The sequence below is a fragment of the Brenneria izadpanahii genome (assembly GCF_017569925.1).
In the GTDB taxonomy this organism is placed as follows: Bacteria; Pseudomonadota; Gammaproteobacteria; order Enterobacterales; family Enterobacteriaceae; genus Brenneria; species Brenneria izadpanahii.
Genome location: NZ_CP050854.1, coordinates 4,221,127 through 4,233,254, shown reverse-complemented (window position 1 = coordinate 4,233,254; position 12,128 = coordinate 4,221,127). Strand labels below are relative to the sequence as shown.

Here is a 12,128-nt window from a genome sequence, read left to right as displayed (position 1 = left end):
GGCGGATATTGGTGAAAATCCAGACGTTCTGGACGACGGCCTGATCTGTTCAGGCTTTTTTAGCTACCCGACGGAAGTTTAATGCGATCTGTATGGCGTTACACAGCACCAGAAAGGCGGTCGTCAGAAAGACCCAGCGGAAGCCCGCCATGGCTGAAACGCTTGAGCCAATGAGCGGACCGGCGACATTCCCCAAATACATGAATGATTGATTATAGCCAAAGATGCGGCCGGTTACCTGTTGGCTGCTGTATTTCACCAGCAGAGCCTGTACCGCGGGCATCAGCGCGCCATCGGCAAATCCCAGCATAAACCGCAGTATGCCGAGCTGGATTGGCGTTTGAATCACCGACATTAAGCAAAACAGCAGAACGCTGAACGCCAGGGCGGCGATCAGTATGCGGTGCGCGCCGATGCGATCGCCCAGCCGGCCGAGGCGAGGGGCGGCCAACAGGGCCGATACGCCGGGAACGGAGGCGATAACGCCGCTGATAAAGGCGATATTATTGCTGTCGGGCGCAAGGTCGCGGATGAACAGCGTCAAAATCGGGTTGATGGAGCCGTTTGCCAGTTGGATCATCATGGTCGTGATAAACAGACCCACGATCAACATCGGGTAGGGCAGGGTGGTAAACACCGCTTTCCCGCTCAGGCGATTTGCTTTGCTGACTTTGATAACGTTTTCTTTAATCGCGAAAAGCGTAATCAAAAAGCTGGTGAACAGCATTCCGGCCGTAACGAAAAATACGATGCGCAGGCCGATATAGTCGGCCATAAATCCGCCGAGCAGCGGACCGAGTATCACCCCGGAAATTTGTCCGGTAGACAGAGTGCCTAGCGCCCAGCCGCTCTTTTCGCGCGGTACTTGCGAGGCGATCAACGCCATGGCGTTAGGAATAAAACCTGACGTCAGACCCATCATGGAACGCAGAAAAAATAGCTGCCATACGTTGGTGGCAAGGCCTTGCAGCGCCATGACGATGGACATGCCGAGCGCCGCGCGCAGCAGCATCAGCTTGCGCCCTTTTCTGTCGGCCAGGCTCCCCCATAGCGGCGCGACAATCGCGGAAACCATAAATGAAGAGCTGAAAATAATCCCCGACCAGAGGCTTAATGACTCATGTGAATGTACGCCGAGTTGCTCTATGTACAGCGGTAGAAAAGGCAATATCTGACTCATGGCCAGGCCGGTAAAAAAACATCCCAGCCAGGCAGAGAATAAGTTGAGTTTCCAGGTTTCCATGGTGTGCAGGGCGAGCCTTTGTAAGCGGGTTGCCAATGGTGAAATTGAGCGTCGGAACGTAATTTGATGAAATCCATCGCGTGTGAGTATCAACAAATACGTAAGGCTACCGGTATTTCATCTCATGCTATGAGCATAACATAGTGTGCTAATTTGTTGTTTGACAGTCCGGTAACTATTCGCAACAAAAACATTCAAAAATCAATCGTGTGAGGATACAGGTATGCCGGCGTTGGAGATGAGGGAAAGCGCCATCGGCGAAGGATGTGATTTTTTGTGATTTGCGTCACAAAAATCTTGCGTGCGTTGATGGCTAATCGTACAATTATTCACCTTGAGGTAACAATCTTACAACGTAATTAGTCAAGGTGAACAAAATGCGTAATCTATTGAAGAAAGTCCTGAAGGCCTACATCAATGCATATAAAGATGTCCCGCCGGGAGCAATCCACTAATTTTTTGTTCTGACCCCACCCCGACCCTCCCCTTCGCAGGGGAGGAAGAAAAGCTAGTGTTCTTAATGCATTAGCGCCTCCCCCTGACAAGAGGGAGGCCGGGAGGGGGTCGTTGATGGCAATATTTCGAACTTTGTTGTCAAACTTAAAGGCCGATTAATCGGCCTTTTTGACGTTCTGAAGAAGAGACTTTCGCGGAAAAGCGCCATTTAGCGCCGCACCTGCCGGCGCACTATTTGCAGAAACTCTTGCACCAGAGGCGGCGTGGCGTAGGGATCGTATACCACATACAGGTCGGCCGACGGCGGGTTGATCAATGGACAGAACCGCACGCCGGGCCAGGTAATTCGGCCGTAGCTGACGGGCAGCAAGGTGATGCCGTATCCTTCGGCGACCAGCGCCAGCGCGGTTTGCGGCTCGTTGACCTGATGGGCGATGACCGGCGAAAATCCATATTTCAGACACAGATTGCGCACCTGAAGCCCCAGATTTCTCTCCTGCGACGGCAGCACGATAAAAGACTCGCGTTTTAATACTTCAAAGGGGATCGCGTCCCCGCTGGCTAACGGATGATCCTGCGGCAGCGCGACGGCAAAGTTTTCACGAGCCAGCAATTGGCACGCCATCTCCGGCAGCGACTGGCTCGCCGCTTCCCGCCAGACGGCAATATCGATACGGCGCTGGCGCAGGGCGATAATTTGCTCAACCGGCGTCAATTCATTCAACGACCAGGTGGCGTGTTTAACCTGGCGGGTAAATTGTTGCAGGGTTTGCATCAGCGCTCCCCATACCGACGTTCCGACGGCGCCCACCACCATATGTCCCACTTCCCCGCGTCCCAACTGCTGAACTTCACGCAGAGAAATCGTGGCCTGATCCAACAGATTCTCCACGCTGCTTAGCAGCTTGCTGCCGGCCGGAGTCAACGACATGGTGCGGGTAGTGCGCAGGAACAGCTTCACGCCCAGCTGATCTTCCAGCTCTTTGATATGCTTGCTCAACGGCGGTTGCGACATGTTGAGACGGTGTGCGGCCTGAGTGAAGTTCATCTCTTCGGCTACGATGCGAAAGTAGTGCAGCAGACGGAAATTAATCGGTCCAAGATCAAATTTGCTAGTTTGTTGCCTTTTCATCGCTATTTTCTCCTGGGGCCGGGGCGATGCAATTTATAGCTATTTATAGAGACAGGCAATAAATAGGCCGCCGATATTGTATTAGTCCCTGTTATTTATTGCTCATAAGATAAAATTCCTGATTTTTCGACCGGAAATAACCATGTTTAATCAAAATGATGCTTTCATCGCGGCGGATATTATCCGCGGTAAAATCGCCGATCTGCAACCTCGCGCCGCCTTAATTCTTGGTTCCGGCCTGGGAGAGTTGGCCGATGCCATGACGGACGCCGTTGTTATTGATTACGATGAGCTTCCGGGGTTCCCGGTCAGCGGCGTGGTTGGTCATGCCGGGCAGTTGGTCGCCGGATATCTCGAAGGCGTTCCGGTTCTGGTGATGAAAGGCCGGGGGCACTTCTATGAAGGGCGGGGAATGAAGATAATGACAACCCCGATTTACACCTTTAAATTACTCGGCTGTGAATTCCTATTCGCCACCAATGCCGCCGGTTCCCTGCGGCCGAGCGTCGGCCCCGGCCGTCTGGTTGCGCTCAGCGATCACATCAATTTCATGCCGGAATCACCGATGGTGGGAGCCAACGATGAACGTTTCGGCCCGCGTTTCTTCAGCCTGGCGAATGCTTACGACCGCGAGTTGCGCAATCGTTTGGCTGGCGTGGCGGAGCGGGCCGGCATTGATTTGGCGGAAGGGGTTTTTGCCGCATATACCGGCCCCAATTTCGAAACGCCGGCGGAGATCCGTATGATGCAGATTTTGGGCTGCGATGTGGTGGGGATGTCGATTGTGCCGGAGGTACTGTCGGCCCGGCATTGCGGTTTGAAGGTGCTGGCCGTCGCCGCCATCACCAACTATGCCGAAGGGCTGTCGGATACGCCGTTGTCCCATGAACAAACTCTGCGCTGCGCCGCTATGGCGGCGAAAGATTTTACCCGGTTAATCCGGGAATTCTTCGCGTCGCTATCGGAGGCGTAACTTTCCGCCGTCGGGAGCGTTGCAAATAGCGGTATCGTTCCTGGCCGATCCAACACTTGTGTGTCCGCTAGCTGTGCGGCCCCAGCGGCCGCCGGCGCCGATTTTTATTATTACGGTAAATGTCATGTCGATAACGTTACGTTTGAAGTTTTTTGTTTTTATGCAGTTTTTTATTTGGGGATGTTGGCTGACGACATTTGGTTCCTACATGATTAACACGCTGCACTTCAGCGGGCTGGAAGTCGGGCTGGTTTACAGCGCTAAAGGCATCGCCTCGCTGTTTATGCCCAGCCTGGCGGGGATCGTGGCGGATCGCTGGATCAAAGCCAACTGGCTTTACGGCTTCTGTCACCTGCTGGGCGCCGTGGCGTTGCTGATTGCGGCTCAGGTTTCCACCTCCGCGGCGATGTTCTGGGTGATACTGGTTTACGCGATGCTCTACATGCCGACGCTGGCGCTGACCAACGCCATTTCCTATTTCTGTCTGGAAAAACATGGCCTTGATTCGACGAAAGATTACCCGCCGGTACGGGTGTACGGCACCGTCGGCTTTATTTGCGCCATGTGGATCATCAGCTTCAGCAAGCTGGAGCTTAGCAGCGTCCAGCTGTATTTGGCCGCGGCGGTTTCCCTGGTTTTGGGGCTCTATTCGCTGACGCTGCCGACCTGTTCTACCTCGCAGGCGAAAAAAGGCGCGAGCTGGTTCAGCATGCTGGGGCTGGATGCGCTGGTGCTTTTCCGTCAGCGGCGGATGGCGCTGTTTCTGCTTTTTGCCATGCTGCTTGGGGCCGCATTGCAAATCACCAACACGTTTGGTAACCCCTATCTGCATGATTTTGCGAGAAATGCGCTGTATCAGGACAGTTTCGCCGTGAAATATCCATCGGTACTGCTGTCCCTTTCGCAGATTTCCGAAGTCTTTTTCATCCTCACCATTCCGTTCTTTCTGCAACGCTACGGCATCAAAAGGGTCATGCTGATCAGTATGATCGCCTGGACCTTACGTTTCGCCTTTTTTGCCTGGGGCAGCCCGTCGGGGCTGGGCTTTATGCTGTTGGTGCTCTCGATGATCGTCTACGGTTGCGCCTTTGATTTCTTTAATATCTCCGGCTCAATCTTTGTTGAAAAAGAAGCCAGTCCGCATATTCGCGCCAGCGCCCAGGGGTTATTCATGACGATGGTGAACGGATTGGGCGCTTATGCCGGCGCTATCGGCAGCGGCATGGTGGTGGATTACTTTACCCGCGACGGGGTGAAAGACTGGAATGGCATCTGGCTGGTATTTGCCGCCTATGCGCTGGTGCTGGCCATCATTTTCGCCTTCTCGTTTCACTATCCCGCCGGCGAGCGAAAATCAGCGATCGCAAACTAAATTACGGCGATGAACCGCCGCCTCTGACATGCGCAGGGGCGGCGGTCATTATCGGCGATTGTCAGGCCGCCCGGCCTCCCAGATACAATTCGCGCATGCGCGGATCCTCCAGCAGTTCGCCGGCGTTGCCGGTAAGCGCCACCTTACCCAGCGCCAGCACGTAAGCGCGGTCTGAAATGTGCAGCGCTTCCATGGCGTTCTGTTCCACCATCAGGATCGCCACCTTTTCCTGTCGCCGGATATCCTGGATCGCCGCGAACACGTCTGAAAGCATTTTCGGCGATAGCCCGGCGGAAGGCTCGTCCAGCAGCAGCGTCGCGGGCTTCGGCATCAGGGCGCGGGTCAGCGCCAGTATCTGCCGCTCTCCGCCGGAGAGCGCCGAGGCCATGGCGCGCCACTTTTTACGCAATAACGGGTAGCGTTCGCATAGCTCCTCCATGCGCTGGCGGCGTTGACCGTCCGGCAAAAATTGTCCGCCGATCTGCAAATTTTCCTTAATGGTCAGGTTGTTAAAAACATTATCGGTTTGCGGCACAAACCCCAGCGAGCACTCGCGTACTTTGCGGTGAATAGGGATCTGACCGACGTCCCGGTCGTCCAGCAGGATCTGTCCGCTGCGTGGGCGCAGATAACCGGCGATGCATTTTAGCAGGGTGGATTTGCCGCAGCCGTTCGGCCCCAGCAGCGTGACGATTTCCGCGTTATCAACCTGTAGGGAAATTCCTTGCAGGATATCGATGCCGGGGGTATAGCCGGCAATCACGTCATGCAGCCTGATCATACGGCCTCCTGTAGTGAAAACGCTGTGCTGCGGCCGAGATAGGCGTCCAGCACCTGTTGGTTATCGGCCAGTTCATCGGGGCGGCAGTCGGCGACAATATTGCCCCGGTCCAATACGATGCAGCGCTGGCAGAGTTCGCGGATAAAGTGCATGTCGTGCTCGATAATCACCAGCGACAGTCCGTCACGTTGCAGACGCAGCAGCGTTTCCACAATGTCGCGCCGCAGATTGGGATGCACGCCCGCCATCGGCTCATCCAGCATCAGGATTTGCGGTTCGCCCATCAGCGCGCAGGCGATGCCCAACAGCTTCTTTTGTCCGCCCGACAGCGCGGCGGCGGGCAGATCGCGAACGGTGGTCAGCAACAGTTCGTCAAGCAGCGCCTGGGCCTTGTGTTTGTCTTCCCGTTCGGCCCGCCGGGCGGCGGACAGAGACAGCAGGCTGCTCCAAAAACCATGATGCCGGGTTCCGGCGGCCATCACCACTTCCATGACGGTCATTTTTTCAGGCATCGCCGGGAGCTGAAAGGTTCTGGCCACGCCGGCGTTGATAATGCGGTAGGTGGGAAGACGGTCGATGCGCCGTCCATCCACCAGAATGGCGCCGCCGTCGATGGGGGTGAAACCGGAGATCGCGTTAAGCAGCGTGCTTTTACCCGATCCGTTGGGCCCCAGCAAACCGAGGATTTCCCCCCGGTTCAGAGTGAACGTCACGCCTTCCAGTACCCGGTTGCCGCCGAAAGCCTTGCTGACGGCATCGATCTGCATCAATGGTGTCATGACGGTATTCTCCTTAGTCGTTCAGGCAGCAGACCGCCGGCGCGGCCCAGCAGGCAGCCCAGCAGAATGACGCCGACGGCGCCCAGACGCAGCGCGCCGGTAACATCGGAACTGATATTGAAAATATCTTTGGCGAAGGGAATAAAGGTATAGAGGCACTCTACCAACAGTACGCCCAACAATACGCCGGCTACGTTGCCGATGCCGCCGATCATCACCATACTCCAGATCAGAAAGGTTTCTGAAGACAGCAGGTAATCGGGGCTAACGTAGCTGGTGTAATAGGCCAGCAGAATACCCGCGGCGGCGGCGATCGCGGCGCTGCACATCAAGGTGCGGCACTTCAGCCATTGCAGGTGGTAGCCCATGCAGGTGGCTAACTGGGGCTGTTCCCGCATCAGCCGCAGCGCCCGGCCGAAGCGGCTTTTGCTCAGCCGCAGAGAGGCCAGGGCGACTAACGCCACGGCCGACAGGATCAGGATGGCGAAAATAACGCTGTCCTGCTGTTGGGAGCCGCTTGTCCAGGCAGGAACAATGTTGCCAAGCCCCTGGGCGCCGCCGGTCAGCTGATCTTCATTAATCGCTATCGTGCGGATGATTTCGGCCACCGCCAGCGTGGCGATCCCCCAATAGTCGGCGGCCAGTTGGCGGCCGAGCATCGCCATGCCCGCGCCGATCAGCATCGACAGCGCCATGCCGATTGCGCTGGCTTCGATAAAGGACAGTCCGAACTGGACGCCGATGCCGGCGGAGTAGGCGCCGATGCCAACAAAGGCGATATGGCCGAAGTTCAGCAGTCCGGCATAGCCGGCCTGAATGTTCAACGCCAGCGCGATAAGGGCATAAATGCCGGTGATGCTGATGAGATGGAGCAGAAAGTCAGACACGGCGCACCTCCCGGTTAAACAGGCCGTAAGGACGCAGCAATAGCGCCAGCAGCAGGATCATGAACGAGGCGGCGTTAATGTAGGTCACCGGAATAAAGACCAGTTCGCTGCCGAACAGCCAGCCGAAATCGAGGTTGGTGACCAGCGTTTCGGTGGCGGCGATCAGCAAGGCGCCCAGCACCGCGCCCATCGGGTTGCCCAATCCGCCCAGAATGGCGGCGGCCAGCACCGGCAGCAGTAAGTCGTTGCCCTGATTGAAATAGGCGCTGGCGTTCATCGCCAGCATGGAGCCGCCCAGTCCGGCCAGCGTACCGGCGATGAAATTGACGATGTGCACCAGCGCATCGGCATTCAGCCCGGAGGCGGCGGCCAAATCGCGATTGCTGGCCAGCGCCCGGATGGAGCGCCCCAGGGATGAGTAGAACAACAGGGCGCAAAAACCGATCAGCAGCAGAAACGTCACCGCGACGGACCATAGCTGATTGCGTGAAACGTGGCTGCCGGCCAGCGATAGCATCGGGCTGAGCGGCAGGTTATAGCCCTGCGGCGACGATCCGACGACGCCGAGAATCAGCGCGATCAGGATCATCGACAGCGCCAGCGATCCAATCATGGCGTTCGCCGGACCGGCCTGAGCCAGCCGGCGGAAGATCCAATGATGCAATAAGGTCGCCATAATCCCGCATAGCACGCTGGCCGCCAGGATCGCCAACAGAAACGGAAATCCGAGCTGTAGCAGGGCGAATGTCATAAACGACCCCACCATGGCGTACTGTACATGCGCGACGTTGGCGAACCGCACCAGGCCATAAACCAGGCTGAGGCCCACGGCGATCAGCGACAGATCGGCGGTGCGCAGTAATGTATCAAGGATGAACTGAAACATAATGCCTTCCTGCAAGGAAACGAATCTCTTGTGAGCGAATCACCCGGCGCTTAGCGAAGTTCCTGCGCGCCGTTGACCACTTTGACCTTTTTATAAGGCTGGGTCTGGCGCAGGTTATCGGCATCCAGATTAAGCGGACCGGTTACGCCGTCGAAGTGCGGCGCGACGCTCTGCATCGCCGCCTGCAGCGCGGCGGGATCGGCCGATCCGGCTTTATTGATGGCGGCGGCGGCCAGCGTGATGCTGTCATAGGCATAGCTGCTGTAAGCGGATTGCGGATCGGCGCCATAGCGTTTGTGGAACATGTCGATGTAGCCCTGGCCTTCATCGCCCGTGCCGGCCACTTCCATGCCCATTCTTCCCTCGATGTACTGCGCCGGCGTATTGGCCGTACACATGGTCAGGTACATACCGTACCAGGGCGTTTGATTCAGGCCCATTTCATAGGACTCACGGTTGAGCACCACCGCATCCTGGCCGTAGGTAGTGTAGACATAGGCATCGGGCTTGATGCGCGAAAGTTGGCCCAGTTCCCGGCGATAGGAGGACTGGCCGCCGGTGTACATCATCTTGGCGACGACTTTACCGCCCAGGCTTTGAAAATCTTTACTGAACTGATCCAGCATGCTCTGGCCGTAGGCGCCGTTCGGCGCGATAAAGGCGACCTTGCGGTAACCCATGTCATAGACATCCTGAGCGGAGAATCTGGCCGCCAGATCGGCCAGCCCAATCACGCTGTAGGAGTATTTGCCGACTTTACGCATATCGGTGCTGGAAGAGGTAATGTTGATATGCACCAGTTGGTTTTTCACCAGATATTGCCCGACGGGAATGGTGACGCTGGATGAAAATTCGCCGATGACCAGCGGCACGCGGTTAACCTGAGTGAGTTTGCGCACCGCATCCAGGGCGGTGACCGGGCTGCCCGCGGAATCTTCAATCGTCACCGCCAGCTTCTGGCCGTTAACGCCGCCGCGCTCATTTACCTGTTCCACGCCCAGCTCTATTCCGCGGCGCATGTCTTCGCCGATGGTGGCGCTGACGCCGGTCAACGGCAAAATCGCGCCAACCGTGACATCCGCTTTTGCCGGCAGGGAGGCGCCCAAAAGCGTGCCGCCTAACAACGCCGAAGCAAATAAAACATGACGAATACGTAAAGTCATACTGTGTCTCCTGGTCAGAGTAAATGCGGGCGGAGCGGCGGTGAACCTATTTTCCCCGACGGCATTGCTGCGTAATGGTTTGTGACCGGCAGGACGTTAAGTCTTGCTGTCCTTGTTTATCTACAAGTGAATAACATAGTGAATGCTTAAGTGAATACACTTTGCCGAAAGTATTCAGCAATTGCTATGCCAGCCGGGATAAAAAGTGGCGCACATGCGTGAAAATAGTCGGGACGTTATTGCAACGGGCGGTAATATTTCTATAAATAACAACAAGTCCCATAAAAAAGAACGGATGATAAAATGCGGTTTGATGATTTATACGGAAAAGGAATATCTAATGCGTGAATGGAATAAATTATAAAATTCCAGCGGGATATGCTTTTGTTTGGTGCGAGGAAAGAGTTATTTTAGTGCAATAAGTTTTTGTTATAAAAATATAATCAAATAATATATTGAGCCAGCGCCGTGACGCGGATTTTTTATTTGATTCCGATAAAAATAAAGTGTAGATAGAAGTGTATTCACATCGTCATTGTGTTATGCATGCAGGCATGCTATGAATTTAATTAACGTGTTTTCCGGGGAAAACTCCGGTTGTTAAACGATTTCAGCCATCAAGAGGAAATAACGTGCCGGTGAGTCAGAAAACAGTGCGCAGCGCGGATAGCGTGGAAAAGGTTTATGAAGTGGTGAAATCGCTGGCGGTGGATTATCACTTCAGACCGGGCGAGCGCATTAACGAGGTTGAACTGGCCAGCCGGCTGGGTGTATCTCGCACGCCGGTCCGCGAGGCGCTGAATCGTCTGGCTCAGGATGGCTTCATGAGTTTTGTGCCCAACCGCGGTTTTTACTCCAGAGATATCACGCCTGAAGGCGTGCATGAGCTTTATGAAATGCGGGCGGTGATTGAACAGGCGGCGTTCCGCTTCGCCTGTCTGCGCGCCAGCGATGAAGATATCAATCAGACGGCGGAAATCTGGGAGCAGAGCTGCCGCGATTTGCCCGATCCGGATACCATCACGGACTGGACCAAAGTCGCGGAGGATGATGAAGCCTTTCATATGTCGATCGCCCGTATCGCCCGTAATGGGCGGTTGTATGACACACTCGACAGCCTGAATTCCCTGATTCGTTTTTTCCGCCGCATCGATTTGGAAACGCCCAGCCGTCGTAACAATGCCTATGACGAACATATCGGCATTATTGAGGCGTTGCGCCAGCGTGACGTGGAGAGAGGGGTTTTATTAATGGAAAAGCATGTTTCATTGAGCGCGGAGCATGCGGTGGCGGTGACGAAAGAAGGCCTGGCGCGTATTTATTTCGGCAAATTAACTTGAGCGAAATAACCGGTAATCATCAGCGCCGTAAATAATATTGCCGCCGGGATAGTTGCCGTTACTCGGCTATTTTATCGCATTGTCTTATTTATATCCGATAATTTTTCGTGGCCGTTTCCCTGCGGCTCGCATTATTCCGGGTATGCATTTTTTTAGGTTTTATTCCCTGACTTCTTTTCAGGAAAAGGAATACGAAAATGAATATTAATCAGAAAGCGACGTTAAGTCTCGATCATGTATTGGTGACGGTCAATCATTATGAGCAGTCCTTTGAAAACTACCGCCGGATGGGATTTTCGCCATCGCCCATCAGCTATCATCCGTGGGGAACCGTCACCAGCTTTATGATGTTTGAAGATAATTTCATCGAGCTTATCGGGGTGAACGACGCCAGTAAATTCGGCGCCAATGCGGTCAACGGCTTCTGCTTCGGCCGTCAGATGGGGTCATTTCTGGAGCGCGGCGAGGACGGTATCTCCCTGATTGCGCTGCACAGCAAAGATGCGCGCGGGGATTACGCGGAGTTGATTAAACGCTTTGAACAGCATCAGGGCGTGATCGATTTCCGCCGTGAAATCATCATGGATAACGGCCAACTGGATGAGGTGGTGGTTTCTATCGGTTTACTGATCGATCCCCGCTATCCGGAAGCGTCCAGCTTTATCTGTCAGCAGTTCCGTCCCGATCTGATCTGGGTGGACGCGTGGCGTCATCACCCGAATGGCGCGACCGGCATTGAAGCGGTGACCTACATGGCGCGGCAAGACGAAATGAACGTGCTGGAATCCCGCTGGCGCAACGCTTACGGCGAGCGGGCGACGTGGAGGGACGGCGTGCTGACGGCGGATACCGGCTCCGGTCTGCTGCGGGCGATGACCCCGGCGCAGGCGGAAGAGCACTTCGCGGGCGTGGCGCTGCCGGTTTCGGTTAACACCAAACCTCATGCCATCGCCCTGACGCTGGGCACGCGGGACGGCCGCGCGCTGCGCGATATCCTGACGACCAATCAGGTCAGCCATCATGATGCCGCCGGACGAGTGCGCGTGGCGCCGGAAACGGCAGGTAACATTATCCTTGAATTTGTTGACGTCGAACGCTGAGTATCCGGAGGCCAGA

Annotated in this window: 12 protein-coding genes; 5 read left to right on the top strand and 7 right to left on the bottom strand. The window is 55.5% G+C overall.

Features of this window, described 5'->3' with window-relative positions; genetic code table 11:
• Positions 1 to 49: 49 nt before the first annotated feature.
• Entirely contained in the window at positions 50 to 1,243 is a 1,194-nt protein-coding gene (locus HC231_RS18845; protein ID WP_208228244.1) for a multidrug efflux MFS transporter, read from the bottom strand.
• A 377-nt stretch (positions 1,244 to 1,620) separates the two neighbouring features.
• On the opposite strand from HC231_RS18845, the gene azuC reads away from it, so the two are divergent.
• Positions 1,621 to 1,698, top strand: a complete 78-nt coding sequence (gene azuC, locus HC231_RS24410) for a stress response protein AzuC (RefSeq protein WP_208231410.1) — start codon at positions 1,621 to 1,623, stop codon at positions 1,696 to 1,698.
• Between the two features lie 209 nt (positions 1,699 to 1,907).
• On the opposite strand, the gene HC231_RS18835 is transcribed toward azuC, so the two are convergent.
• Entirely contained in the window at positions 1,908 to 2,831 is a 924-nt protein-coding gene (locus HC231_RS18835) for a LysR family transcriptional regulator (protein WP_208228243.1), read from the bottom strand.
• Between the two features lie 142 nt (positions 2,832 to 2,973).
• On the opposite strand from HC231_RS18835, the gene xapA reads away from it, so the two are divergent.
• Together xapA and HC231_RS18825 are read left to right on the top strand one after the other, a co-directional pair.
• Positions 2,974 to 3,804 carry a xanthosine phosphorylase gene (xapA, locus tag HC231_RS18830; RefSeq protein ID WP_208228242.1) on the top strand — a complete coding sequence of 277 codons (831 nt, stop codon included), beginning with the start codon at positions 2,974 to 2,976 and terminating at the stop codon, positions 3,802 to 3,804.
• 124 nt (positions 3,805 to 3,928) lie between these two features.
• Positions 3,929 to 5,176 (top strand): nucleoside permease, encoded by a 1,248-nt coding sequence (locus tag HC231_RS18825; RefSeq protein ID WP_208228241.1) that lies wholly within the window; start codon positions 3,929 to 3,931, stop codon positions 5,174 to 5,176.
• Between the two features lie 61 nt (positions 5,177 to 5,237).
• Here HC231_RS18825 and HC231_RS18820 read toward each other — a convergent pair whose 3' ends face one another.
• Genes HC231_RS18820 through HC231_RS18800 form a run of 5 tightly spaced genes read right to left on the bottom strand, consistent with a single transcriptional unit; the run spans position 5,238 to position 9,672 of the window.
• Complete coding sequence (locus tag HC231_RS18820) at positions 5,238 to 5,957, bottom strand: ABC transporter ATP-binding protein (RefSeq protein WP_208228240.1); 720 nt, start codon at positions 5,955 to 5,957, stop codon at positions 5,238 to 5,240.
• On the bottom strand, positions 5,954 to 6,736 hold the full coding sequence (locus tag HC231_RS18815; protein WP_208228239.1) for an ABC transporter ATP-binding protein: 783 nt from the start codon (positions 6,734 to 6,736) through the stop codon (positions 5,954 to 5,956). Before HC231_RS18815 ends, HC231_RS18820 begins: the two co-directional genes overlap by 4 nt.
• A complete protein-coding gene (locus tag HC231_RS18810) occupies positions 6,733 to 7,623 on the bottom strand; it encodes a branched-chain amino acid ABC transporter permease (RefSeq protein WP_208228238.1) in 891 nt (296 codons plus the stop codon). The genes HC231_RS18815 and HC231_RS18810 overlap by 4 nt, the downstream gene beginning before the upstream one ends.
• A complete protein-coding gene (locus HC231_RS18805) occupies positions 7,616 to 8,509 on the bottom strand; it encodes a branched-chain amino acid ABC transporter permease (RefSeq protein ID WP_208228237.1) in 894 nt (297 codons plus the stop codon). Before HC231_RS18805 ends, HC231_RS18810 begins: the two co-directional genes overlap by 8 nt.
• 50 nt (positions 8,510 to 8,559) lie before the next feature.
• Entirely contained in the window at positions 8,560 to 9,672 is a 1,113-nt protein-coding gene (locus HC231_RS18800; RefSeq protein ID WP_208228236.1) for an ABC transporter substrate-binding protein, read from the bottom strand.
• 638 nt (positions 9,673 to 10,310) lie between these two features.
• On the opposite strand from HC231_RS18800, the gene HC231_RS18795 reads away from it, so the two are divergent.
• Positions 10,311 to 11,012, top strand: coding sequence for a GntR family transcriptional regulator (locus tag HC231_RS18795; RefSeq protein WP_246494563.1), 702 nt, complete (start codon positions 10,311 to 10,313; stop codon positions 11,010 to 11,012).
• Between the two features lie 197 nt (positions 11,013 to 11,209).
• Complete coding sequence (locus HC231_RS18790; protein ID WP_208228234.1) at positions 11,210 to 12,112, top strand: VOC family protein; 903 nt, start codon at positions 11,210 to 11,212, stop codon at positions 12,110 to 12,112.
• Positions 12,113 to 12,128: the final 16 nt, after the last annotated feature.